The sequence below is a fragment of the Aliivibrio sp. 1S175 genome (genome assembly GCF_001690985.1).
In the GTDB taxonomy this organism is placed as follows: Bacteria; Pseudomonadota; Gammaproteobacteria; order Enterobacterales; family Vibrionaceae; genus Aliivibrio.
Genome location: NZ_MAJS01000019.1, coordinates 24,892 through 50,451, shown reverse-complemented (window position 1 = coordinate 50,451; position 25,560 = coordinate 24,892). Strand labels below are relative to the sequence as shown.

Sequence of the window (25,560 nt, the reverse complement as noted above, 5' to 3'; positions counted from 1 at the left end):
TATCTGGTAGTTCGGCAATGGACAATTTATAATACTTGGCATTAAAAAAACTAATGATTCAGAATGTGAGTTCTTATGTCTCGAAGATTACCACCTTTAAATTCTTTACGTGTGTTTGAAGCGGCAGCTAGGCACTTAAGCTTTACTCGTGCAGCGGAAGAGTTATTTGTTACACAAGCAGCAGTTAGCCATCAAATCAAAGCATTAGAAGAATTTCTGGGCTTGAAGTTATTTCGCCGTCGTAATCGATCTTTACTTCTTACCGAAGAGGGGCAAAGTTACTTTTTAGATATTAAAGAAATTTTCACATCTCTATCAGAAGCAACAGATAAAGTATTGGAAAGAAGTGCGAAAGGCGCTCTAACTATTAGTTTGCCACCAAGTTTTGCTATTCAATGGCTTGTTCCTCGTTTGTCTGATTTTAATAACCAAGAACCAGACATTGATGTACGAATTAAAGCGGTTGATATGGATGAGGGTTCATTAACGGAAGATGTCGATGTTGCGATTTATTATGGTCGTGGAAATTGGCCTGGTTTACGTGTTGATTTGTTATACCAAGAACAGTTATTACCGTTATGTTCACCGCAAGTACTGTTAAATGAAAAACCATTAGCAACGATTGATGATTTACGTTTCCATACCTTATTGCATGATACCTCCCGTAAAGATTGGAAGTTATTTGTAAAACAATTTGATTTGCAGGGAATGAACGTTAATCAAGGCCCTATATTTAGCCATTCAACGATGGTACTACAAGCCGCAGCGCATGGTCAGGGTATTGCATTAGGGAATAATGTACTTGCTCAACCTGAGTTAGATGCAGGGCGTTTAGTCGCTCCTTTTGAAGAGTTACTCATTAGTAAAAATGCGTTTTATTTAGTATGTAGTGAAAAACAGGCCGATACGGGACGCATTGCTACTTTTAGAAAATGGATACTGAGTAAGGCGCGTAGTGAGCAAGAGATTACAGATGATGAATAGTCGTCTATGTTTATTGACTGCTAGCTTTAGTGGTGCGCTGACTGTTGGTTTAGGTGCTTTTGGTGCCCACGGTCTAAAGTCGATTTTATCGCCATATCTACTGGATGTGTATGAGACAGCAGTGCAATATCAAATGTGGCATACACTTGCTCTGTTTGGATGTGGAATTTTGTTGAGAAATTCATTTTCAAAAGGGGTATCATACGCCGCCTTGCTATTTACCATTGGAATATTATTATTCAGTGGTAGTTTATATGCATTAGTGTTCACTGGAATAAAATGGTTTGGACCAATTACTCCATTAGGTGGATTCTGCTTTATTGTCGGTTGGCTAACGCTGGCTGTTTCAACTTATCGTTTGACTGAGGTTTCAAAGTGAAACAAGTAATGTTCTATTGTCGCTCTGGTTTTGAGAAAGAGTGTGCAGGTGAGATCCAAGATAAAGCCACTCAACTTGAAGTGTTTGGTTTTCCTCGCCTAAAAAATAATACAGGCTATGTGCTATTTGAATGCTACCAGGAAGGCGATGCAGATAAATTGATCCGTGAGATTAAATTTAATGAGCTGATTTTTGCTCGTCAAATGTTTGCGGTAGCTGCTGAGCTACAAGATTTACCATCTGAAGATCGTATCTCACCAATTTTGAATGCATTAGTTGATGTCGAAAATCTTCCTTGCTGTGGTGATATTCGTATCGAAACACCTGATACAAATGAAGCGAAAGAATTATTAAAATTCTGTCGTAAATTTACCGTACCAATGCGAATTGCATTACGTGGTAAAGAAATGCTAACACCAAGAGATTCAGACAGAATCCCTGTTATGCATATTTGTTTTACGGCTCCGGGTCATTGTTATGTAGGTTATTCTTATACTAATAATAACTCAACGTTCTTTATGGGTATTCCTCGTCTGAAATTCCCGTCAGATTCACCAAGCCGTTCTACACTGAAACTGGAAGAAGCATTTCACGTATTCATTCCAAGAGATGAGTGGGATACTCGCTTGGCTTCTGGTATGTGGGCTGTTGATTTAGGCGCGTGTCCTGGAGGTTGGACTTACCAACTAGTTAAGCGTTCTATGTTTGTTCATGCGATTGATAATGGCATGATGGCACAAAGCTTAATGGATACAGGTCAAGTTAAACACCACATGGTTGATGGTTTTAAATTTGAACCACAAAGAAAGAACGTAACGTGGATCGTGTGTGACATGATTGAAAAACCTGCACGTGTTGCTCATCTTATGGGTGAGTGGTTAATTAAAGGTTGGGCTAAAGAAGCGCTATTTAACCTTAAATTACCAATGAAAGGCCGTTACGATGAAGTGCTTCAAGATATTGAAAATTTAAAAGAATTTTTGAAGAAGAATAACTTCCAATACAAGCTTCAAGCGAAGCACTTGTATCATGACCGTGAAGAAATTACGGTACATATCCAAGCTATTTCTAATATTTCGCCACACTAATCTTGTGATATTGATTAGAGTGAGATAAAAATAAACGCCCGCTGATGTTGATAATCAGCGGGCGTTTTTATTTAAGGCTACCGAAGAAAATAGAACCTAGTACGCTTTTTCTTAAAAGAATAATCGCTATATTTCGTGTTGGTGGCTCAATGATGACAAACAGATTTTTGTTTCAAAGCACATTAGTTTCTACATCTTATGGGATTTATAATTCTATCCCCTAGATCCTGATTCTGGTTTCTCATATCGTATATCTTGCAGATTAAAGCCAAGTTCAATATCAGTTCTTAATCCAGCTACTTTTCTACATAGAATCGCCGTTTCGTAATATTCATCAAATTTTTTACGGTATTTTTTTGGTAGTTCTTCAGATTCGTTTGCCGCTTCAATCGTTGGAAATTGAGTTAAAATTTCTAGTGCCGCTTTAGGGCCAACTCCAGGGATCCCCGTAATTTTACTTGAGCTAATCCCTGCTAATCCCCAGTAATCTGCCAATTGTTCAGGTTTTAGACCAAATTCTTTTTCAATAAAAGGGGCATCCAACCAACGGTGTTGAAAGTAATCTCGGATACGAAGTGTAGGAGATAGCAATTGGCAATACCCTTTATCTGTAGAAATTATGGTGACTTGTTCATTATGCGCGGCAACTTTATTTGCTAAGGTAGCCACTAAGTCATCGGCCTCATCACCATCAGATAAAAGTGAATCGATTCCTAATTTCCACCATGCATCTTGAATGCTGTCCATGCCTTCTTTTAGGGTTTCTGGCATTGGTTTTCGGTCTTCTTTGTATTTAGGTAATATTTCTGCTCGCCAGCCTCGGTCTTGAAGGTGGTGATCGAATACCGCGATAATATGAGTCGGCTCGGTTTCTTTTAAAATGCGGTTAATTGTGCGAGAGGTTGTGGTAATAACCGCTTGGATATCGTCTTGATTTGGTTGGGCGGAATGAACGCGACGAATAAGATTTAATGCGTCAATAATAACCAGGTGAATTGCCATAACGTATTCATTCCTATATAGAAAAAAGAAAAAGCCTATGTATTTAGCATAGGCTTTCTATTGTACGTTACTGAAGGGGAGGGATTCCAGCCCTAATCTACGACGATTTCATAACAAGGGACATATTTAGAACCTGGAAGCTTCATTCGACCTTGCTTAACAAAATCTTGTAGTAGGCGATCCATTTTCTTCATTAATTTCGGATCTCCATGAAGTTTAAATACCCCGTTTTTTTCTATTTCAGCAATACCTTCAGCTTTTACATTTCCAGATACAATTCCAGAAAATGCCTGGCGTAAGTTTGCCGCTAGATTTTCAGTGGGTTGGTCTAAATGCAAATCAAGGGCAGACATTGCTTCATGCGTTGGTTCAAATGGATGTTGAAACGCGGATTCAATTTTCAACGCCCAGTTAAAGCTGTATGAATCATCTGTTGCTTTACGGTACTCTTTTACTTTCTTGATGCCATGGTTAATCATCACAGCTGCTTTTTCAGGATCATCGACAACGATTTCATAATAATGCGTCGCTTCTTCACCCAATGTCTCACGTATAAAAGTGTCGATTGAAAGGAAGTAGGCTTCACTCTCTTTTGGTCCGGTGAGTACTATTGGCATTGGTTGCTGACGATTGGCAGGGTTCATCATGATCCCTAAGATATACAGCAACTCTTCAGCTGTACCAGGGCCTCCAGGGAAAATGACAATACCATGAGCCATACGAACAAACGCTTCCAATCGTTTTTCAATATCCGGCATAATAATGAGTTCATTGACGATAGGGTTTGGTGGCTCAGCGGCGATAATTGAAGGTTCTGTTAATCCAACAAAGCGACTACTTAAATAACGCTGTTTAGCATGACCAATAGCCGCTCCTTTCATTGGTCCTTCCATTGCGCCTGGCCCACAACCAGTACAGATATTCAGCTCTCGTAATCCTAGTTCATGCCCAACTTCACGAGTGTATTGGTATTCGATTGGATTAATAGAGTGACCGCCCCAGCAAACAACGAGATTGGGCTCAATGCGAGTATGGAGTGCTTTGGCGTTGCGTAGAATACTGAATACTAGATTGGTTAAATGTGAGTCATTGGATAAGTTCAGTCTATTATGATCTGCGATTTGCATATTCACATATACCATGTCACGTAATACAGAAAAGAGGTGCTCTTGGATCCCTTTAATAATAGTACCGTCAACAAAAGCATGTTCTGGTGGGTTACTTAGTTCGAGTTTTATACCTCGATCTCGACGTGTTACTGATACGTCAAAAGATTCGTATTTTTCTAGAAGTTCTTTCGAGCTATCAGTGTGACTGCCTGAGTTTAAAACGGCTAATGTACAATTTCGGTACATTCTATAGACATCACTAGAAGCGGTTTTTTTTAGTTGGTCTACTTCCAATTGTGATAGCAAATCCATGCTACCTGCAGGACTAATATGAGTGATCATACAGAGCCTCCCTAGCTGTTTTTATTATTGTTTAGGTATTTAACTTACACAGCAATGAAGGATTTTGCGAGGAAAAAACAAAGGAATTGAGAAATGCATACTTATTTATAGGCATATATTTACAGTGTAGCAATAATGAATTATAGGTTAATAAACTGTCTGATCCCTTTTGATTTTTGTTTATAGAGGGCATCAATTGAACGTTTAATTACTTTCTCTGGGATATCGCTATTGGTAAATTCTGAACAGCAAATAGAAACGGTAACTTGAACATGATCATCTTTGAACTTGAACGGAAGTTTTGAAATCGCCAATTGAATTGCTTTCAGGGTGTTATTTATCTGCTCTTTATCTGTTTCTGTAAATAGAATTAAGAATTCTTCACCACTGAAACGAGCGACAAAATCTGTGTCGGACACGTTGTTTTCAATTGTTTTTGCAATGATAGATAGGGCTTTATCTCCCGCTAAATGCCCGAAACGTTCATTAATGCGTTTAAATTGATCAATGTCTATCATAGTGAGAACAAGTGAGTGTTGATGGCGAACCCAACGTTTGTATTCAAGATCTAGACGTTCATGCATTGCTGCACGGTTATACACTTTGGTTAGTGGATCTTTAAATACTCGCTGTTGTTGGTCGCTAAGTTGTCGGCGATATTCTAATGTTTCATCGTATAAATTATTGAGTTTTTTTGTTGTATATTCATGACGAGTGATTAATGCTGCCTCGCGTTCGTGCATTATTTTATTGCGTTCAGCTAGGTCACTCATTTCACCTAGCAACATCGTCATTTTAGCTTTGTATTCGTGTTCGCTACCTTTACTTTCTAGCGTATTCTCAGCTTGTTTAATAAGAAGTGAATACTCTTCATTAAGTAAAGAGCGCTGCTCTAAATAAGATTGGCCTTGGTTTTGATTCTGTTCACTAGTCTTAATTATTTGAGCGACTTGAGTGTTCATCTCTCCAACAAAAGCTTGAGAGGCTTTACGTTCGTTATTCGTCCCTTCTAACACTAATTGTAAGGTCTGCAGAGCTAAGTCAATTAATGAAACGGCATCTACTCCCCTCACTAATTTATTACGAATACCGAGTAATTTATTACCGGAAGAATTATCAAAATCTAGTTCAGAAATGAGATGTTGTAATTCATTACTTAATTGTTTTTGAGTATCAATATCAATAATTTCATTAGTGTTTATTTCAGATGAAATTTTACCGACAGAGATGAATTTGATCGCTCTTTCATACAATTCAACTAATCGAACAATACGTTGAATATGTTTACTGCCATCTTGAGAAGGATATTGTAAAAGAGTTCGAAGATCTCTTTTTAGACCTGCGGGTAAACCGACAACGCGTTGAAGGGTTTCACCACAATAAGAAATATGCTCCTCCATAACAGAATGATCTTTTTGAACGTTTATTTTATAACGATTAATTAAACGTTCAAACGTAGCTATCTGTACGGTTAATTCTGAGGTGTTCTCAACGTTTTCTATACTGTTAGCAAGCTCTACTATTTCTTTATCTAGTTCTCCATCATGATGCTTACACGCAGCGCAAAAGCGTAAAATAATACGTTTTAAAAGTAGTATTTCACGACGTGATTTTAATGTGGTATCACGATGCGATAAGCGTGTTTGATCTAGTTGTTGCTTTAACTGACTTAATTCAGAGGCAACGATGGAGACTTCAATCATAATAATTTAGAGAGTAATTCATACGTTATAAAAACATTGATAAGACCAATTATTTATAGTAACAAATTTATAATTAACAGACTAAAAAAAGTACCCTATTTTGTTTAATTGATAATCATTCACTAATGATAATTGTTAAATTTGTGATGCATAATCCAAATCCTAAAATTAGTGCTTAGACGTCATGACTTTAATTAGGCCCTGATTAATCGCTTGCTTACATGCAGAAATAATATTATTGCTAGCAAAACTGGCAGCAGGGGCATTATCAATCGCTCGATAATGGACCCATTGGCTGCCAGAATGTTCAGCGCTAATATCGCAAGCCGTATTCGTTGCCATTAATAGAATATCGATCAATTCACGGTCATTAATGGCGGTATAAGCACGTGGTAAAAATGGATACTCCACCATACCTATATTGACGGTTCTATTAGGCATTGTTTTTGATTCAAAATTGTTTATCCAAGATTGAACGGTTTCAGCCATTTCTTGAGCGTTGGATGTTGAATCTGATTTATGCTCAATATATAAAAAACTAGAGTCAGAAAAATGATAAATTCGACATGGCAATGTAACTACGGTAGATAGGTAATCGCCAAATTCTTTTTCAATCGATAACCCTTCTTGATAACCGTGAGTGAAATACAATTCTTGTAATACCGGCACATGAAAGAGAGTAAAACGAAGGCGGTCACTTAAGGGTTCGTTAATTAACTCGCCTAAATGCCATTGCTCTATATTTGAGCTACTTTGTTGTAATGATGAAGGCAGTCTTTCTGTTAATAAACGGAAGTTACGTAAGCCACTTCTTGGGTGAGTGTAATATTTGTTCAATAGTAGATGCAGACGTTTCTTTAAAAAACGATTTACCTGCTGTTGTCTAAAGGCATAAATAGAAATCAAGGTTAAAAGAACCAATAAAAATCCGGCTATTTTTTGTATTTTTCGAGTTTGTAAGTGGTTTTCTTTTAATTGTTCCTCTAATCCTTGGTAGTGTAGGGATTGCTCGATAATACTCTTTTGCTGCCTGAAAACACCCTCATTAATTTCATTTTGTACGGCTTGAACTGATGAATTTAAGGTTTCGTATTCTCTTTGGGCTTTTAATGCGAGTTCATATTTACCCATTTTCTCATAGGTTTCAGATAACAATTTTTGTGACTGTAACTTTAAACGTAAGTCATTATCTTTCTTACTGTATTTGATTGCTTTCTGTATCTGTTGAACGGCAAGATCTGTTTTATTATTTACGAGATAAAGTTTCGCCTGTAAAAGGGAAGCGCACGCTTTTTGTTCTGGCAAATTTACGTATTCATTAAGGTTATTTGCTTGTTTAAGGTAATGTTCACTTAACGCATAGTTGTAAAGTAAGAAATAGGTATTCGCGATATCTAAACGTAATGAGATTAATTTATCTACGTTATTTTTTTCTTTTTCTTGGTCAAGAGCATTGAAGTACTGTACTAAGGCTAAGTTAAATCGCCCCTGTTTTAAGTGTATTTGAGCAATTAAAATTAGGACGTTAGAGAGTTGCTCGCTGTTATTGTATCGGCCATAGAACTCGGCAGATTGCGAGGCATGTTCTAATGCTTTATCTAACACTTGTCTTTGGAAAAATAACTGCCCAAGTAAATAGTTAGTTGTTGCTAACTGACCACTTCTGTCCGCTTCAATCGACTGCCAGTAAGCACTTAATAACTCAGTTAATGCTTGATCAAATTGTTTGTTTTTTAAAAAATACTTACCGTAAGAAATATGATAATAAATCATACTACTAGGGTCATTAAGTGCGCTTCCATGAAACATGGCTTGCTTATAATATTGTTGTGCTTGACTGTTATTGCCTTGAAATGATTCCACTTCAGCATGAATTAAGGCTAAGCCAAAATAGAGTTTTTGGTTTAATTTTATTTTTGTATCTAACTTATTTAATTCAACAGAGATGTCTTTTAAAATGGCATTCGTTTCGTTGATATTTTGAGTTAAATTCCACCATAAGCTTGAATAGATAAGTTTTGATTCTAAGTAACCAGACTTTAAGTCAAAGTCTTTTGCTAGAGCGATTGCTTGTTTAATAGATTCAATAGATTCACGATTACGATCAAGGCGCTTATTTGCTAAGGCTTTAATTTGAAACGCTTCAACGGTACTAATTGGAGTGCGGATAGTTCGTTCCGAATCATTATTGATATGAATTCGGTTTGGATCTTGTTCTGGAGATATTTGTCGTTGTTCTAAATATTGCTGGGCAATTGAATGGGCTTGTTCTGGATTTGTATCCAGTAATTGGTAGGCGTCATTTAAAATAGGCGCAGAGAAAAATTTAGCCCACGCTGATAGAGGGAAGAAAATAAAGATAATAAGAAGGCATTGACGCAAAGACATGTAAATGATCCACTAAAAAACAACCATTACATACTATCTATGTGGTGAAATTTGTCTACTAGGAATACGATTCAAAGTAGACAAAACTCACTATTTTAAAGGCTTTTGGTGCCTAAATTCTTATTGTCGAGCCAAACGTAGGTTATGTTCTGGTTTGGCTAAATGTGAACTACGGAATGGATTGATATCAAGTCCGCCACGGCGCGTGTAACGAGCAAATACCGTTAATGACGTTGGTTTACAGAATTTCATAATATCAGTATAGATACGTTCAACACATTGTTCATGAAACTCATTGTGTTGACGGAATGAAATTAAGTAGCGAAGTAGTTTTTCACGATCAATTTTCTTACCGTCATAATTTATTTCAACACTGCCCCAATCTGGTTGGTTTGTAATAAGACAGTTTGATTTTAATAAATGGCTATGTAGAACTTCGTTGACCATTTCTTCTGATGTACTTGATTCTAAATAGTTAGCGTCAAATTCATAGCTATCAATAATAATATCTTGATTATCTATACACTCACCTTGCATATCGACGATTGGTTGTTGTGAGTATGCTTGCACTGGGTGTATTTCTACTTTTACTTCTTCACCTGCACACGCACTTAAGTCTTTAATTAATGTACGAGTTACTTCATCCCATGAAGAGAATTTAGTTTGGTTAAAGCTGTTTAAATACAATTTAAAGGATTTAGATTCAACCAAATTAGGACTTGTTGCAGGTAATACTACGTCCCCAACGGCTACTTGAGGTAAACCACTTTGGTTTAACCAAGATAGCTCATACAGTGTCCATACATCACAACCTACAAAAGGTAATTCGTCACCTAATTTAAGATCATCACGATTTAAACTGCGAGGAACGGCCTGTAATAATTCTGGCTCATAGCTATGTTTATATTCGGTTTTCTGACCAAGAGTCAGTGATTTTAGCTCATCAGCGTTAGTGTATTTAGTCATATTGAAAATGCCAAAAGTAGATTAGAATAGAGGTCGCTTAATAAATTAGCGTTATTTGATACAATTAACGGTAGTTTACTTGAATTTTTGTCTTATTAGGAGAATCGAATGCCACTTTCGGTAGAGCAAGCGCTTGCTAACTTTAGTCAACGCTATGTAGAAGCATGGAAAGCCAAACATAATAGCCTTCCGATAAATGAAGAGTTAGTGGGATTAGCTTCACCTTGTATTGATGAAACGCGTGATTTAGAGATCTTATGGCAACCTATTGCTCGTGAAGAGAACATTCGATTAGTTAACATCGAAAAAGGCATTGAATTAGATCTTCATGATGATTTTCATGCATTTTATGGAGCTCAATTTAGTGCAGATATGGCCGCTAAATTTGAGGATATGAATATAGAGTTACTTCAAGTTTGGAGTGATGAAGATTTAGATAATTTACAAGGCAATATGCTTGGTCATCTTGTTATGCAGCGTAGATTAAAGTTAGTGCCAACGTTATTTATTGCCGTAACGGACGATGAGATGGAAGTGATTTCTATTTGTAATCAATCAGGCGAAGTTATTTTAGATACGGTTGGTACAAAGAAACGAAAAGTATTGGCTGAGAATATGGCTGAATTTTTAGAAAAACTTGAACCGGTTGTTGCTTAAACGATCGGTTAATATGCCCTAGAAAGATCATGATTAAATCAATTCCGATAAAGGTATGCTTATCGGAATTTTCATTTTATACGTTGTAGTAGGAAATAAGCGTTAATGTTTGTAACTGAGTTAGATTTTGAAATTTACTGCGATACTTCAATGGCCGCAGTAGAGAAAGCGATCAATTATTGTTTGGATTGTTTACGTTATAACGGACAAGTGATTGGTCGTGAATTACCAGTGGTAATGAAGGGAACTAATTTTGTTGCACGTGTGGTTTGCCCTGAAGAAGATTCACTTCATCCTGATAATCACAGTCCACAAGTGAAATTGGCGTTTAAACAATTAAGTGATTTCGGATTATTAGAACCGAAAGTCAAAGTGGTTGGCCAGGACATGAATTCTGACCGAAGTGATGAGAGTGAAAAGGTAAGCTGGCAAATTCTGTACACTACCCATTTGCATACTTGCTCTCCAATTCGTCACGGTGAGACGTTTCAACCTATTCCTCTTTATCGTTTACCTGCTGTTGCTAATGGTGATCAAAAACAATTCATTAAATGGCAAGAAGATTGGAGTGCGTGTGATCAATTGCAAATGAATGGGTCTGTGGTTGAACATCCTGCATTGCATGAAGTGAGTTCAAGTGAGAGTCGTTTATTTAAACGTGGTTGGGATTTGTGCCGCCGTATGGAAGTATTGAGTGGTATTTCAACGTATCTATACCTTTATCGTGTCGGCGGTGAAAGTAAAGAAAAAGAATTAGCACGTAAATGCCCAGTGTGCGATGGAGATTGGGCGTTAGAAGAGCCAATTCATGAAGTGTTTGATTTTAAGTGTGATGAGTGTCGATTAGTTAGTAATTTGTCTTGGGATTTTAAAGACTAATACTCGGTCATATACAGATAAATAAAAAATGGGAGCTCACAATGAGCTCCCATTTTTATTTGTTTTTATTTTTTGAATTTAGCAAGGATACGATCCAGTTGATTAGCAAATTCACGTCGGTCAGTCTGAGATAGTGCGGCAGGGCCTCCCGTTTGGATGCCGCTTGCTCGCATTGTATCCATAAAGTCACGGATATTTAAACGTGCTTTTATCGTAGCTTCAGTATAAAGCTCACCGCGAGGGTTCAGAACTTGTACCTTTTTTTCGATCAATTCTGCAGCCAGTGGAATATCACCACTGATAACAAGATCTCCCGCTTCAGAACGTCTTACTATTTCGTCATCTGCAACATCAAAACCAGATTCAACCTGTATTGATTTAATATTGAACGCTATTGGTACTGGAATGTAGTGGTTTGCAACAAAAGTCAGTTGGATGCCAGTACGTGTAGCAGCGCGGCAAAGTACTTCTTTTACGACTTTTGGACATGCATCTGCATCTACCCAAATTTGCATTATTTATTCTCCAAAGCGTTTAAACGCTGGGTTAATTCTCTTACTTGTTGTTCAAGCTGAATAATACGTTCATCGGCAGTTAATGTACTTTCACGTACTTCAATTTTAGGTACGTGAGCACTGGCTTGAAATGATTTAATTGCAGTAATAATCGCAGGCATAGGAACTTGAGTGCTTAAGCGAGATTTAACTAGGGCTGTTGTTGGTTTTTTCCCTTCATTGATTAAATCTTGCATTATTTTTTGCAGTTCATCAGTTACATTTTTCATCATGACTTCCTATATTTCATCTGAAGCCATGATATCTAATACTGGCTCAATGCACCATAGATATACATTACTTCAGTTTGATTGACATAATTTGAGTTTAGGCAGAAATTACATTAGAAATAACCGAGAGTTCTTGTAAGAGATATCTTACAAAATCGTTGAGATATGTCGTTTTCTTTATAGTGATAATCAATGCTATGCATCTTAATTTATTGTTTTTAATGTATTTTGTTTTATTTAATTACGAGACGTATCTTATTTAGGTAGGAAAATGATAATTAGGGGATTGTTCCTAAAAGTAAAAAGCGTAATCTTATTGGTGTCGGAAGGATACTGACACGGAACAGGAATTGACCAAGGATTTGGTACGCTTCAGGATGAGGCACTCGGTTACTTAGGATGAGTAATCGGCATGGAAAGCAAAACCGGACATTGAATGGATTCAATAGTAGCTAGGATGGTTACTACTAAGGAAAGATAATGGACACCTCTAGGATAGAGGAAGGATTAGACATCAGGATGATGTAAAGGACACAGCTCAAGGAACAAGTGAAGTGAGTTAGCGACGGATTGTTAACGGATCAGGATTAGATCATGGACACCGCTAGGATAGCGATGAAAGGAATACGCTGACGGATTCAGCATACTATCAAGGATTTGATGCACGGAGCACCCTAAGTAGCGGGACTGCTGCGAGTAGAGTTATGACCCCATTAGGCGAAAGCTTAGTGGGGTTTTTCTTTATTTTCTATGAAGTACTTATCTTCAATCAAATACCTACCTAGACTAATATTCTTGAGCCATACGATACGGTGGTAAATTAAACTTTGCTGCTTTAAAGCCTACCATGATTAATTTACCCGTATAGTAGTCATCACCAATAGAAGAAAATTCAAATTCATACGTTGTGTATAAACGTTTCTTACCACTTGGTAAGCGAAAACCATAAGATCCTCTTGCGACACTTAATAGCTGCAATTCCATTTTTTTACAGTACTGTTGGATAGCTTGATGGGCGTATTCTGATTGTCTTCTTTGTTGCCAAAAAAGAAAACAGAAAAAGGTTAAGCCAAGTATTGCAAAAAGATTATCCATATCATTAGCTCTTGGTAGTTTGTTGTAACGTTAATAAGGCATCTGCTAGTTTAGGATCTGCTTCTCCATGCAAGATCTGTAACATACACATACGTAATTTAGGTTGCATAACTAAATCTGAAAACAGTTGGTTGAAGAGTTGTTGATCACCCGTCTGAGCTAGACGCAGTAAGAATAAATTCGCAGTCGTAAGGTCTTCTAACCCAAGCCAGCAACGACCAGCAATCGCCACTAAGACTTCAGGGTGGCTCAACCGTTCACTAGATAGAATACTCGTTAATGCTTGAGTTAAAATAGAATGTTGAGATCCAGAAAGTGCACGGATATGCGCAGACAACAAAAATAGGTCAGCATTATCATCACCACAAAGATCATTTACAATATCTAACTGCGTTTGTGCTAGTTTTTCTGGCAGTTCTACATGTTCTAAACAACCCAGAGTGGCATATAAAACAGTCGTTGGTAAATGCGATAGTGCTTTACGTAATGCGACACCATTATTTTCTTTGCTTAAATTAGCACAAACATCCGCTAAGCCCTGAACCCCAACAAATTGCCAATTATCCCACCCATTTTTACCAGAAAGGTATGTTTGAGCATGTTCGTAGTATTGGCTCATTGATTGTTTTAAATCAGAGCGTAGTAAGCTATGAAACATGGCCATTTTGTCGTCTTTGGGCTTAAAGGTGTAAGGATTGTTAGCCAGTTTTTGTTGTTGTTCTTCGTTTAAATCGCCACTTAATGACACACCAATAGCTTCAACTACATACTTAATAAAATTACCAATATCGCCTTGTTGTAATAAACCACGCTCATCCAAAGGTAGTTTTAAAAACCAAATCCAAGGTTGTTTAGCTTCATTCCAATAAGCAATGGCTAAATGAGCATGGCGTTGAAGTGGAAAAGGATAAGGTTGCTGAGCAGCTTCAATCGATTCAAATTGTTTATTGGAAATAGGTTGCACGCGACGACCTAAATCATAAATAGCGTATTCACAATTTGATTGTTGGATAAGTTGGCTAAGCGTATAAATCTGTTCCATGATATGTCTTATTCAATGGTTAATATCATGATTATACCCAACCATTGATAAGATGGTATCCTTTGTCATTAAAAGTATCAGAGAGTGCGAGATCAATCGGTTATGACAACTTCATCATCGTTAGTTGTGTTATTGCAGCAGTTAACGGAACAATTACAACACCATGAACATTGGCAAGAGAGTTCACCATCGGATGCTGCATTGGCAAGTGTAGAGCCTTTCGCCCTTGATACTTTATCGTCAACAGAATGGTTGCAATGGATTTTTATTCCCAAGATGTTCATCTTAATTGAGAATGGACACTCATTGCCAAAAGGATTTTCAATTACCCCTTATGTTGAAGAAACACTGAAAAATCAAAAGGGCGAAGCTGAGATTATTAGCCTTTGTCAGGCCATTGATAAATTGAGTAATATTTTGTGAACATAGATAAACATATCCTAGAAGAAGAGCAACCTGTCGAAAACGATATACAACCAGAACCCATTGAGCTAGAGATTGTGTACCGTGATGAGAATTTAATTGCGATTAATAAACCGGCAGGAATGCTTGTTCACCGTTCATGGCTTGATAAATATGAAACCGTATTTGCGATGCAAACATTACGAAATCAAATTGGCCAACACGTATTCCCGCTACATCGCTTAGATAAACCGACATCAGGCATTTTGTTTTTTGCATTATCAAGTGAAGTTGCTGCTCAATTTTCACCATTGTTTTCAGGTAGAGAAATTAAAAAAACGTACCACGCTATTGTTCGTGGCTGGATAGAAGAGAGCGATACTCTTGATTATCCGCTTAAAGAGCAGTTAGATAAAATAGCGGATAAAAAGGCATCAAAAGAGGTTGAGGCAAAAGAAGCGATAACCGAATACACGCCACTCGCTAAAGTTGAGTTACCTTATTCAACGGGTAAATTTCCAACCAGTCGTTATTGTCTTATGGAACTAAAACCTCAGACTGGTAGAAAGCATCAGCTCCGTCGTCACATGGCACATTTGCGTCACCCAATTGTTGGTGATACGACTCATGGCGATGGGAAGCACAATAGATTATTTAAAGAGAATTTGGACAGCCATCGCTTGTTGTTACATGCATCAGGGCTGAGTTTTACTCACCCTATTACTAATGAAAATATAGAGATAAAAGCAGGCGTTGATGAAACATGGCAGAGATTAATGGCAGAGTTTGGTTGGGATATTGAGTTATAGAATACTGGGTTAAAGACAATAAAAAAGGGAAGTGAGATAAACTCACTTCCCTTTTTTTAACAAAGATTTTTAATTCAAATCTTGATAATCAATTAAGATTATTTAGTCATTGCTTCGCTGCCGTTTTCACGGATTTTCTTAAGCATAGACTTAACGATACGTGGGCTACCAGCTACTAGGCCGCCAGTTTTCATGTAGTCAGTGTTGCCAGAGAAGTCAGTACAGATAACGCCAGATTCACGAGCGATTAGGTCTGCTGCTGCCATTTCCCAAGGCTTAAGGCCAAGAGCGAAGAAGCCATCGATGCGAGCTGCAGCTAGGTAACATAAATCTAGAGAAGGACAGCCAGAGCTACGGATATCAGCACATTCAACAAACATCGCGCCTAGCACTTTTGAGTAGCTTTCTGCGTGTTGTTTTTGACGGTATGGAAGACCAGTCGCAAGAATTGTTTCGTTCATGTCTTTTAATTCTTGAACACGAACACGTTGGTTGTTGCGTTGAGCACCAGAACCACGTTGAGCTGTGAATAATTCATTACGGATTGGATCGTATACACAAGCAACTTCTGTACGACCTTTAATGCGAACTGCAATAGAGATAGCGAAGTGTGGGATACCTTTAACGAAGTTAGTAGTGCCATCTAATGGGTCAATGATCCATTGAACGTCAGCGTCTCTGCCTTCGATTAGGCCAGACTCTTCAGAAATGATGCTGTGATCAGGGTAAGATTTCTTGATCATATCAATAAGCATATATTGAGCATCGTTTTCGATGTTCGTAATAAACTCGTTATTGCCTTTTTTTGTTGTTTCAATTTTGTCAGTTTGCTCAAAAGATTTAGCAACAAAGTCACCGGCTTTACGCGCAGTACGTATAGCAATATTTAGCATTGGATGCATAGTTATATCCCAAAAGATGTTAAAGAACAGAAATCGGCCGCGAGTATACATAAAGTAACGCTTAAAAGGAAGCGTTTATTTTTTGTTCAGTTAGTGTCGTTCATTACAAAAAAAACCATAGCAGGTTAAAATCTCTTATATATAAAGAAGAAAGGGGTATTGCTTTATGGTAGTATCCGGCGGCTCTTTTCATCATATGGAAAAATAACATGTTAGATAGAATTCGTATTGTCCTTGTTGGTACTAGCCATTCAGGAAACATTGGGTCAGCTGCTCGTGCAATGAAAGTAATGGGTTTAACTAATATGGTATTAGTTGCGCCTGAGTGTGAAGTAGATGGTCAAGCCATCGCATTAGCTGCTGGTGCAAGTGATATTGCGAATCGTGCTCGCATTGTTGATACTTTAGATGAAGCCATTTCTGATTGTGGTTTGGTTATTGGTTCAAGTGCACGCTCAAGAACACTTGAATGGCCAATGCTAGAACCGCGTGAAGCAGGTGTAAAAGCAATAGAAGAAGCACCGTCTCATCCAATCGCATTCATTTTTGGCCGAGAAAGAGTAGGATTAACAAATGAAGAATTACAGAAATGTCATTTTCATGTATGCATTCCTGCTAACCCAGAGTACAGCTCATTAAATTTAGCAATGGCGGTACAAACAATCAGTTATGAAGCACGCGTTGCTTGGTTAGATAGCGAAGCTTATAAAGGTGAAACAACAGAATCTGAATATCCTTTAAACTTCGAATTAGAATTATTCTATGAACACCTTGAAAAAGTCATGACAGACACAGACTTTATAAATAAGGCTCATCCTGGACAAGTGATGAATAAGATGCGTCGTATGTTTAATCGATGCCGTCCTGAAACACATGAATTACGCACTTTACGCGGTATATTAACCGCAGTAGAAAGAAGCATGAAAGACGAAAATATAAGCAAGTAATAATACTTGACTAAAATAGTGGGATAAATACTTGACCAAAATAGTCAGGTATGGGAAACTTCATTCCATACGAATAGTGTGGATATGAGGTAACTTATGAAATTAACTTCGAAGGGAAGGTATGCTGTAACAGCAATGCTAGATGTTGCACTGCATGCTCAAGAAGGCCCTGTGCCACTTGCCGATATCTCGGAGCGACAAGGGATTTCATTATCTTATCTTGAACAATTATTCTCTAAATTACGTAAAGCCGGTTTGGTTGCTAGTGTTAGAGGTCCAGGTGGTGGTTATCACTTAGGATTAAAACCAGATGAAATCGCAGTTGGAATGGTTATTTCAGCGGTTGATGAATCGGTTGATGCAACTAAATGTCATGGGAAAGAAGGCTGCCAAGGTGGAACGCGTTGTTTAACGCATACCTTGTGGCGTGATTTAAGTTCTCGTATTAGTAGCTTCTTAGATGGAATTACTCTTGGTGAACTCATGATAGATAATGAAGTTCAACAAGTATCAGATAGACAAAATATCGATGCCGCCTTAAATAATGGGTTAGCACCGAGTTCTAAATTAACAAATTCTGTGGGTGTTAATGTCCGCTTTTGACGGTCAAACGTCTGTATTCTCGGAGATGAAAATGAAACTGCCAATTTACTTTGATTATTCGGCGACTTGTCCTGTTGATGAGCGTGTTGCGAATAAAATGGTTCAACATATGACAATGGATGGATGCTTTGGTAATCCAGCATCACGTTCACACCGTTACGGCTGGCAGGCTGAAGAAGCGGTTGATACCGCTCGTGACAATATTGCTGCTTTATTAAATGCTGATCCACGTGAGATCGTATTTACATCTGGCGCTACAGAATCAGATAACCTTGCAATTAAGGGTGCTGCACATTTCTATCATAAGAAAGGCAAGCACGTAATTACTTGCAAAACAGAACATAAAGCCGTTCTTGACCCATGTCGTCAACTTGAGCGTGAAGGCTATGAAGTTACTTACCTAGACCCAGAATCTAATGGTTTAGTTGACCTAGCTAAATTAGAAGCAGCAATGCGTGAAGATACCGTGCTTGTTTCTATTATGCATGTAAACAATGAAATTGGTGTGATTCAAGACATCACAGCAATTGGTGAACTTTGTCGTTCACGTAAAATTATTTTCCATGTTGATGCAGCACAATCAGCAGGTAAGGTCCCTCTTGATGTACAAGAAATGAAAGTGGATTTAATCTCTCTTTCTGCTCATAAAATGTATGGCCCTAAAGGCATTGGTGCATTGTACGTTCGTCGTAAACCACGTATTCGTTTAGAAGCACAAATGCACGGTGGCGGTCATGAGCGTGGTTTCCGTTCTGGTACATTAGCAACTCATCAAATCGTTGGCATGGGTGAAGCGTGTCGTATCGCAAAAGAAGAGATGCAAAAAGATTATGATCATTGTTTAGCAATGCGTGATCGTCTTCTTGATGGCGTTAAAGATATGGAAGCTGTACACATTAATGGTGATTTAGACCAACGTGTACCACATAACTTAAACATCAGCTTTGAATTTGTTGAAGGTGAATCATTGCTAATGGCACTGAAAGATCTTGCGGTTTCTTCAGGTTCAGCATGTACGTCAGCAAGTCTTGAACCATCGTATGTATTACGTGCGTTAGGTCTGAATGATGAGCTAGCACACAGTTCAATTCGTTTCTCATTTGGTCGTTATACGACAGAAGAAGAGATTGATCATGCAATCACACAAATTAGCCAAGCAGTAAACAAACTGCGTGATATGTCTCCATTATGGGATATGTATAAAGAAGGCATCGACTTAAACACGGTTGAGTGGGCACACCACTAACACGGACGTTCCAGAATTTAGAGGTATTTATCATGGCTTATAGCGAAAAAGTAATCGATCATTACGAAAACCCACGTAACGTTGGTTCATTTGAAAAAGATGATCCATCGGTTGGTAGTGGTATGGTTGGTGCGCCTGCATGTGGTGATGTAATGAAATTGCAAATCAAGGTATCTCCAGAAGGTATTATTGAAGATGCAAAATTCAAAACATACGGCTGTGGTTCAGCAATCGCATCAAGCTCATTAGTTACTGAATGGGTAAAAGGTAAAACTCTAGACGAAGCAGCTGCGTTGAAAAATGCTGAAATTGCTGAAGAGCTAGAATTACCACCAGTGAAAGTACACTGTTCAATCTTAGCGGAAGATGCGATTAAAGCAGCGGTACTAGATTACCGTAATAAACACTAAGATTAAGTAACATTATAAAGCGTCTTGTTTACGTTATATTATGTAAATATGACGCTTTATTGTTTAATATAGGTCGTTATAAATTAACGACACCCATGACCACAAACAAATATAGTAAAGGTTGTAGTATGGCCATTTCAGTTACTGAAGCAGCAGCAAGCCGTGTTCAAACATTTCTTGAAAACAGAGGGAAAGGCATTGGTCTACGTTTAGGCGTAAGAACCTCTGGTTGCTCAGGTATGGCGTATATTCTTGAATTTGTTGATGAACTAAACGAAGAAGACGAAGTGTTTGAAGAGTTTGGTGTAAAAATCATTATCGATCCTAAAAGCCTAGCTTACATGGATGGAACAGAATTAGACTTTGCCAAAGAAGGTTTAAATGAAGGTTTCCAATTCAACAATCCAAACGTAAAAAGTGAATGTGGGTGTGGTGAAAGCTTCAACGTATAGAGCATAACGTTAACTATGAATCATTTTGAATTATTTGGGCTACCAAACCAGTTTAAACTGGATGGTGGCCTTCTTTCTGCTCAATTCCGTGAATTGCAGAAACGATTCCATCCCGATAACTTCGCGACTTCGTCAGAGCGTGACCGCTTGCTTTCCGTTCAAAAAGCGGCACAAATTAACGACGCTTATCAAACGCTAAAAAATCCAGTTTCCCGTGCAGAATATCTACTTTCAGAACAAGGTCATGACATTCGTGGTGAGCAAACTACGATGCAAGATCCAATGTTTTTAATGCAACAGATGGAACTACGAGAAGATTTAGAAGACATCTCATCAAGTTCTGATCCTGAAAGTGCACTATTTGATTTTTCTGAAAATGTTTCCGCAATGCGTAAATCACAATTGGCTGAGTTAGAACAGCAGTTAGACGCGGATGCATGGCAAGAAGCGGCACAAAGCGTACGTAAACTAAAGTTTATTGATAAGCTAAATCAAGAAGTCGAAAAGTTAGAAGATAAATTATTAAATTAATCTTTGTTAGATTAATTAAGTGAAGGATATTACTCATGGCATTTCTACAAATTTCTGAGCCTGGACAAAGTGCTGCACCACATCAACATAAACTAGCAGTCGGCATCGATTTAGGCACAACTAACTCATTGGTCGCTTCGGTTCGAAGTGGTGAAGCAAAGACATTACCTGATACAAAAGGTAACGTAATTCTTCCGTCCGTGGTGCAATATCAAAACGATAAAATTTGTGTGGGTGCCAACGCTTACCAATCAGCCGCTTCTGATCCTCAAAATACCATTATTTCGGTAAAACGTTTAATGGGACGCTCATTGAAAGACATTCAAGCGCGTTACCCTGATCTACCTTACCAATTTACAGAAAGTGATAACGGGTTACCTGTTATTAGTACACCTCAAGGTGATGTTAATCCAGTTCAAGTATCAGCGGAGATCCTTAAATCGTTATCTAATCGTGCTCAAGCAACGTTAGGTGGTGATCTTGAAGGTGTGGTAATTACAGTACCGGCTTATTTTGATGATGCTCAGCGCGCAGGAACAAAAGATGCAGCAACATTAGCAGGCTTAACTGTTCTTCGTCTATTAAATGAACCAACAGCCGCAGCGATTGCTTATGGCTTAGATTCAGGTCAGGAAGGCGTTATTGCAGTCTATGATCTTGGTGGTGGGACATTTGATATTTCAATCTTACGTTTATCAAAAGGCGTATTTGAAGTATTAGCAACAGGTGGTGATTCAGCACTGGGTGGTGATGATTTCGATCATGCATTAGCTCAATGGATTAAAAACCAAGCAGGTATTACATCTGCACTTTCTAATCAAGAACAACGTGAGCTTTTAACATTAGCAACAGAAACTAAAGTGGCATTGTCAGATGCAGATTCAGTTACTGTTTCTTTTAAAGAATGGTCAGGCAATATTACGGTTGATATCTTTAATCAATTAATTCAATCATTAGTGAAGAAAACGCTAATGGCTTGTCGTCGCGCTCTAAAAGATGCAGATATTACCTCAGAAGAAGTAATGGAAGTGGTTATGGTTGGCGGTTCGACAAGAACGCCTATCATTCGCAGTTCTGTTGGTGATTATTTCGGTAAAACGCCATTAACCAGTATTGACCCTGACCAAGTGGTTGCTATTGGTGCTGCCATTCAAGCGGATATTTTAGTGGGTAATAAACCTGATGCTGAAATGTTACTGCTTGATGTTATTCCATTGTCTCTAGGTATTGAAACTATGGGTGGTTTGGTTGAAAAAATCATTCCACGCAATACCACTATTCCTGTCGCGAAAGCACAAGAATTTACGACCTTTAAAGATGGTCAAACAGGAATGATGGTTCACGTTGTTCAAGGTGAACGTGAAATGGTGGAAGACGGTCGTTCTCTTGCTCGCTTCTCATTGAAAGGCATTCCACCGATGACGGCGGGTGCTGCACATATTCGAGTGACTTACCAAGTGGATGCTGATGGACTTTTATCTGTAACGGCAATGGAAAAAAGCACAGGTGTTCAATCTCATATCCAAGTTAAGCCTTCTTATGGTTTAAGTGATAATGAAGTAGCGAACATGCTGAAAGATTCAATGACGTTTGCTAAAGAAGATATGCAAGCTCGTGCATTAGCAGAGCAGCAAGTTGAAGCGGATCGTGTTATCGAAGGGTTAGTTGTTGCGCTTAATAATGATGGCGACACATTACTATCCAAAGAAGAGCAAGCAGAAATTTTACAAGCAGTTGAAGCGTTGATCATAGTACGTCAAGGTACAGATACGCAAGCAATTGAAGATGGAATTAAACACGCTGATGAAGCAAGCCAAGAGTTTGCTGCGCGTCGAATGGATGCTTCTATTCGCGCCGCATTAGCCGGTCAATCTATTGATGAGGTATAGAAATGCCAAAGATTATTGTTCTACCACACAGTGAGCTATGCCCAGAAGGTGCAGTGCTTGAAGCCAATGAAGGCGATACGGTTTTAGACGTAGCGTTAAAAAATGGTATTGCTATTGAGCATGCGTGTGAGAAATCATGTGCATGTACTACGTGTCATATTGTTATTCGTGAAGGGTTTGACTCACTAGAAGAAAGCGATGAGCTTGAAGATGATATGCTAGATAAAGCATGGGGTTTAGAGCCAGAGTCTCGTCTAGGTTGCCAAGCGAGAATGGCAAAACAAGATTTAGTGGTAGAAATTCCAAAATATACACTAAACTTAGCATCAGAAGATCATTAATCTTACCGATTAATTAAGTTCCTTTTGATAAAGGTAAGGGATGAAGAGTGAGTGATGAACTTACCTTTCAGAACTTACCTTTTTTTATATCTGTAATAACGTAATTAAGGATGAAATTATGAGCATGAAATGGATAGATTCACGAGATATAGCAATAGAATTATCAGAAAAATACCCTGAAATAGATCCACAAACTGTTCGCTTTACCGATTTAAGAGAATGGGTGATGGCGTTAGATGAATTTGAAGACGATCCAAATCATTCTGGTGAGAAGATACTCGAAGCGATAATGCTCTGTTGGATGGATGAACGAGATTAATTTCGTTGTATTAATTGATCTAGCTTATAACGTATAAAATCCCACCAATTGGCTAGATCAATCTCTTACATTTTGTGTAAACGCCTTGTATCGCTAAGGTAAAATAGGCAAATTAGATAAAAACGAACATTCTGTTCGCTTATGCCTATTTGATATTCGCGTAATATAAAAGATCACCATGGTAACTTGTGTGATTATATGGAGTTATTGCGTATTTAAAGGAGATCCACCATGTCACAAAAGATGACAGTACAACTTTCAACAGAAGTAGCAGCAGCTCATTGGGGTGATAATGCGCTAATTTCATTTGCCGCTGAAGGCGCAGTCATTCACTGTGTAAATACTGATGTGTGCAGTGCAATTCAACAAGCGGCTAGAAAGTTAAACGGCCAAGGCATTGTTGAGGTTGAATTAAAAGGGTCAGATTGGGATCTTGAATCTATTTGGTCTTTTATTCAGGGTTTCCGTAATTCTAAAAAGAACAACGATGTGACTTGGGCTGCATTACCTGATGTGGATGAAAATGAGCTGAAGGCACGTATTTTAACGACTAACTGGACACGCGACATCATCAATAAAACAGCGGAAGAAGTCGCGCCACGTCAATTGGCAACGATGGCTTCTGAGTTTATTAAGTCAGTGGCGCCAGCAGGAACAGTGACAACTAAAATTGTAAAAGATAAAGATCTTTTAACGGAAGGTTGGACTGGTACTTATGCTGTTGGCCGCGGATCTGAGCGCACTTCAGCGATGCTGCAATTGGATTACAACCCAACAGGTGATGTTGATGCCCCTGTATTCGCTTGTCTTGTTGGTAAGGGGATCACGTTTGATTCAGGTGGATACAGCATTAAACCATCAGGTGGAATGGCATCAATGAAGTCTGATATGGGTGGTTCTGCACTAGCAACTGCCGGTCTTGCTATGTCTATTCTTCGTGGTTTAGATAAGCGTGTTAAGTTAATTCTATGCTGTGCTGAAAATATGATCTCAGGTCGAGCATTAAAATTAGGTGATGTCATTACCTATAAGAATGGCAAAACGGTAGAGATATTAAATACAGATGCAGAAGGGCGATTAGTATTAGCCGACGGTCTTCAATTTGCTTCAGCACAGAATCCAGAATTAATTATTGATTGTGCAACATTAACAGGGTCGGCTAAAATGGCCGTTGGTAATGATTTTCATTCATTATTAAGTTTTGATGATGAATTAAGCCAAAAAGCATTGTTATCAGCCCAGGAAGAAAACGAAGGACTGTGGCGTTTACCATTAATGGAATTTCACCGCGCTATGCTACCATCGAATTTTGCAGACTTAGCAAATATTGGGTCTGGCACATATTCACCAGGGGCTAGTACTGCAGCAGCCTTCCTTTCTTATTTTGTTGATGATTATAAAAAAGGATGGTTACATATGGATTGTTCAGCAACATATCGTACATCGCCTTCTGATAAATGGTCAGCCGGAGCAACAGGTGTTGGTGTAAGGACATTGGCGAACCTACTTACAAAATAACGCAGAAAAGATCGAGCCATAAACTCGGTCTTTTTTCTTATAACTATAATAGCTTCAAAAGAAGTAATGAAATTCGAAAAAAGGAAAGTAAAATGACAATAGAACGTACTTTTTCAATTGTAAAACCCGATGCCGTTAAGCGTAATCTTATTGGTGCAATTTACCGTCGTATTGAAAAAACAGGTATGCAAGTTGTTGCTGCTAAAATGTTACATCTAACTAAGGAACAAGCTGAAGGTTTTTACGCAGAGCATGAAGGCAAAGAATTCTTTAATGACCTAGTTGCTTACATGATTTCTGGTCCAGTAATGGTACAGGTATTGGAAGGTGAAAATGCGGTTGTTCGTTATCGTGAATTAATGGGTAAAACAAACCCAACAGAAGCCGCTTGTGGATCACTTCGTGCTGATTATGCGATCAGTATGCGTCATAACTCTGTTCATGGCGCTGATAGTCCTGAATCAGCAGCACGTGAAATTGCATACTTCTTCGCTGGCGATGAAATTTGTCCGCGTCCAGCGGAATAAAATCATGTTAAAAAATAAGCGAAGCTAAGGTTTCTATATTAACTAGGAATTAATCGCTTCGCTCTCTATAAGAGCAGACTCTTTTACACTGGTTGTATATCTGCTCTTATAGTATCTAGGCACGAAGTGCATATAGTTTCTATTCTTTGATCCCCAGCAATACCTCGAACCTCTAGCAATATGCCCCCAAAACTTGTACAATTCTGCGCCCGATATTCGCGGTGATGTTATTTATCAGAGAGGCAA

At 38.3% G+C, this 25,560-nt stretch carries 28 protein-coding genes; 18 read left to right on the top strand and 10 right to left on the bottom strand.

The features are described from left to right. Positions 1 to 75 precede the first annotated feature (75 nt). The 3 genes from A6E06_RS09020 to rlmM are packed head-to-tail and all read left to right on the top strand — an operon-like array spanning position 76 to position 2,451. Positions 76 to 984 carry a transcriptional regulator GcvA gene (locus tag A6E06_RS09020; RefSeq protein ID WP_065592614.1) on the top strand — a complete coding sequence of 303 codons (909 nt, stop codon included), beginning with the start codon at positions 76 to 78 and terminating at the stop codon, positions 982 to 984. Next, positions 974 to 1,363 (top strand): DUF423 domain-containing protein, encoded by a 390-nt coding sequence (locus tag A6E06_RS09015; RefSeq protein WP_083190308.1) that lies wholly within the window; start codon positions 974 to 976, stop codon positions 1,361 to 1,363. Before A6E06_RS09020 ends, A6E06_RS09015 begins: the two co-directional genes overlap by 11 nt. After that, positions 1,360 to 2,451 (top strand): 23S rRNA (cytidine(2498)-2'-O)-methyltransferase RlmM, encoded by a 1,092-nt coding sequence (gene rlmM, locus A6E06_RS09010; RefSeq protein WP_065592615.1) that lies wholly within the window; start codon positions 1,360 to 1,362, stop codon positions 2,449 to 2,451. Before A6E06_RS09015 ends, rlmM begins: the two co-directional genes overlap by 4 nt. A 213-nt stretch (positions 2,452 to 2,664) precedes the next feature. Here the strand turns inward: rlmM and xni are convergent, their stop codons facing one another. From xni to queF, 5 genes are all read right to left on the bottom strand, one after another. After that, positions 2,665 to 3,453, bottom strand: a complete 789-nt coding sequence (xni, locus tag A6E06_RS09005) for a flap endonuclease Xni (RefSeq protein ID WP_065592616.1) — start codon at positions 3,451 to 3,453, stop codon at positions 2,665 to 2,667. Between the two features lie 92 nt (positions 3,454 to 3,545). Continuing rightward, positions 3,546 to 4,904, bottom strand: a complete 1,359-nt coding sequence (gene ppnN / locus A6E06_RS09000) for a nucleotide 5'-monophosphate nucleosidase PpnN (protein ID WP_065592617.1) — start codon at positions 4,902 to 4,904, stop codon at positions 3,546 to 3,548. A 140-nt stretch (positions 4,905 to 5,044) separates the two neighbouring features. Beyond that, on the bottom strand, positions 5,045 to 6,607 hold the full coding sequence (locus A6E06_RS08995) for a GGDEF domain-containing protein (RefSeq protein WP_065592618.1): 1,563 nt from the start codon (positions 6,605 to 6,607) through the stop codon (positions 5,045 to 5,047). 168 nt (positions 6,608 to 6,775) lie between these two features. Further along, on the bottom strand, positions 6,776 to 8,995 hold the full coding sequence (locus A6E06_RS08990) for a lipopolysaccharide assembly protein LapB (protein ID WP_065592619.1): 2,220 nt from the start codon (positions 8,993 to 8,995) through the stop codon (positions 6,776 to 6,778). A 120-nt stretch (positions 8,996 to 9,115) separates the two neighbouring features. Then, the gene (gene queF / locus A6E06_RS08985) at positions 9,116 to 9,961 is read right to left on the bottom strand and encodes an NADPH-dependent 7-cyano-7-deazaguanine reductase QueF (RefSeq protein ID WP_065592620.1); all 846 of its coding nucleotides are present in this window, start codon (positions 9,959 to 9,961) and stop codon (positions 9,116 to 9,118) included. Positions 9,962 to 10,069: 108 nt separating this feature from the next. Here queF and syd point away from each other — a divergent pair, with 108 nt between their 5' ends. Further along, positions 10,070 to 10,618 carry a SecY-interacting protein gene (gene syd, locus A6E06_RS08980; protein ID WP_065592621.1) on the top strand — a complete coding sequence of 183 codons (549 nt, stop codon included), beginning with the start codon at positions 10,070 to 10,072 and terminating at the stop codon, positions 10,616 to 10,618. A gap of 105 nt (positions 10,619 to 10,723) precedes the next feature. Beyond that, entirely contained in the window at positions 10,724 to 11,497 is a 774-nt protein-coding gene (locus tag A6E06_RS08975) for a Zn-ribbon-containing protein (RefSeq protein WP_065592622.1), read from the top strand. 65 nt (positions 11,498 to 11,562) lie between these two features. On the opposite strand, the gene A6E06_RS08970 is transcribed toward A6E06_RS08975, so the two are convergent. The 4 genes from A6E06_RS08970 to A6E06_RS08955 all read right to left on the bottom strand — a co-directional run bounded on the left by A6E06_RS08970 (position 11,563) and on the right by A6E06_RS08955 (position 14,418). After that, positions 11,563 to 12,012, bottom strand: coding sequence for a YaiI/YqxD family protein (locus A6E06_RS08970; protein WP_065592623.1), 450 nt, complete (start codon positions 12,010 to 12,012; stop codon positions 11,563 to 11,565). After that, entirely contained in the window at positions 12,012 to 12,281 is a 270-nt protein-coding gene (locus tag A6E06_RS08965) for a hypothetical protein (RefSeq protein ID WP_065592624.1), read from the bottom strand. Before A6E06_RS08965 ends, A6E06_RS08970 begins: the two co-directional genes overlap by 1 nt. A 786-nt stretch (positions 12,282 to 13,067) precedes the next feature. Then, positions 13,068 to 13,376, bottom strand: a complete 309-nt coding sequence (locus tag A6E06_RS08960) for a DUF3301 domain-containing protein (protein WP_065592625.1) — start codon at positions 13,374 to 13,376, stop codon at positions 13,068 to 13,070. 4 nt (positions 13,377 to 13,380) lie between these two features. After that, a complete protein-coding gene (locus A6E06_RS08955) occupies positions 13,381 to 14,418 on the bottom strand; it encodes a DUF3549 family protein (RefSeq protein ID WP_065592626.1) in 1,038 nt (345 codons plus the stop codon). A gap of 102 nt (positions 14,419 to 14,520) precedes the next feature. Here A6E06_RS08955 and A6E06_RS08950 point away from each other — a divergent pair, with 102 nt between their 5' ends. Both A6E06_RS08950 and truC read left to right on the top strand, forming a co-directional pair. Then, entirely contained in the window at positions 14,521 to 14,841 is a 321-nt protein-coding gene (locus A6E06_RS08950) for a YqcC family protein (protein ID WP_065592661.1), read from the top strand. Between the two features lie 14 nt (positions 14,842 to 14,855). Continuing rightward, on the top strand, positions 14,856 to 15,629 hold the full coding sequence (gene truC / locus A6E06_RS08945; RefSeq protein WP_176713281.1) for a tRNA pseudouridine(65) synthase TruC: 774 nt from the start codon (positions 14,856 to 14,858) through the stop codon (positions 15,627 to 15,629). Positions 15,630 to 15,727: 98 nt separating this feature from the next. On the opposite strand, the gene suhB is transcribed toward truC, so the two are convergent. Then, complete coding sequence (gene suhB, locus A6E06_RS08940; protein ID WP_065592628.1) at positions 15,728 to 16,531, bottom strand: inositol-1-monophosphatase; 804 nt, start codon at positions 16,529 to 16,531, stop codon at positions 15,728 to 15,730. A 209-nt stretch (positions 16,532 to 16,740) separates the two neighbouring features. Between suhB and trmJ the strand changes: the two genes are divergently transcribed. The 11 genes from trmJ to ndk all read left to right on the top strand — a co-directional run bounded on the left by trmJ (position 16,741) and on the right by ndk (position 25,314). Then, complete coding sequence (gene trmJ, locus A6E06_RS08935) at positions 16,741 to 17,478, top strand: tRNA (cytosine(32)/uridine(32)-2'-O)-methyltransferase TrmJ (RefSeq protein WP_065592629.1); 738 nt, start codon at positions 16,741 to 16,743, stop codon at positions 17,476 to 17,478. Positions 17,479 to 17,574: 96 nt separating this feature from the next. Next, a complete protein-coding gene (gene iscR, locus A6E06_RS08930) occupies positions 17,575 to 18,081 on the top strand; it encodes a Fe-S cluster assembly transcriptional regulator IscR (protein ID WP_065592630.1) in 507 nt (168 codons plus the stop codon). Positions 18,082 to 18,112: 31 nt separating this feature from the next. After that, positions 18,113 to 19,327 carry an IscS subfamily cysteine desulfurase gene (locus A6E06_RS08925; RefSeq protein ID WP_065592631.1) on the top strand — a complete coding sequence of 405 codons (1,215 nt, stop codon included), beginning with the start codon at positions 18,113 to 18,115 and terminating at the stop codon, positions 19,325 to 19,327. 32 nt (positions 19,328 to 19,359) lie between these two features. Further along, complete coding sequence (iscU, locus tag A6E06_RS08920) at positions 19,360 to 19,737, top strand: Fe-S cluster assembly scaffold IscU (RefSeq protein ID WP_012549523.1); 378 nt, start codon at positions 19,360 to 19,362, stop codon at positions 19,735 to 19,737. A gap of 128 nt (positions 19,738 to 19,865) precedes the next feature. Then, positions 19,866 to 20,189 (top strand): iron-sulfur cluster assembly protein IscA, encoded by a 324-nt coding sequence (gene iscA / locus A6E06_RS08915; RefSeq protein WP_065592632.1) that lies wholly within the window; start codon positions 19,866 to 19,868, stop codon positions 20,187 to 20,189. Positions 20,190 to 20,204: 15 nt separating this feature from the next. Beyond that, the gene (gene hscB / locus A6E06_RS08910) at positions 20,205 to 20,720 is read left to right on the top strand and encodes a co-chaperone HscB (protein ID WP_065592633.1); all 516 of its coding nucleotides are present in this window, start codon (positions 20,205 to 20,207) and stop codon (positions 20,718 to 20,720) included. 35 nt (positions 20,721 to 20,755) lie between these two features. Then, positions 20,756 to 22,609, top strand: a complete 1,854-nt coding sequence (gene hscA / locus A6E06_RS08905) for a Fe-S protein assembly chaperone HscA (protein WP_065592634.1) — start codon at positions 20,756 to 20,758, stop codon at positions 22,607 to 22,609. Positions 22,610 to 22,611: 2 nt separating this feature from the next. Then, a complete protein-coding gene (gene fdx / locus A6E06_RS08900; RefSeq protein ID WP_065592635.1) occupies positions 22,612 to 22,950 on the top strand; it encodes an ISC system 2Fe-2S type ferredoxin in 339 nt (112 codons plus the stop codon). Positions 22,951 to 23,074: 124 nt separating this feature from the next. Next, complete coding sequence (gene iscX, locus A6E06_RS08895) at positions 23,075 to 23,269, top strand: Fe-S cluster assembly protein IscX (protein ID WP_176703495.1); 195 nt, start codon at positions 23,075 to 23,077, stop codon at positions 23,267 to 23,269. A gap of 231 nt (positions 23,270 to 23,500) precedes the next feature. Continuing rightward, positions 23,501 to 24,787, top strand: coding sequence for an aminopeptidase PepB (gene pepB / locus A6E06_RS08890; RefSeq protein ID WP_065592637.1), 1,287 nt, complete (start codon positions 23,501 to 23,503; stop codon positions 24,785 to 24,787). A gap of 92 nt (positions 24,788 to 24,879) precedes the next feature. After that, on the top strand, positions 24,880 to 25,314 hold the full coding sequence (ndk, locus tag A6E06_RS08885) for a nucleoside-diphosphate kinase (RefSeq protein WP_065592638.1): 435 nt from the start codon (positions 24,880 to 24,882) through the stop codon (positions 25,312 to 25,314). The last annotated feature ends 246 nt before the right edge of the window (positions 25,315 to 25,560 follow it).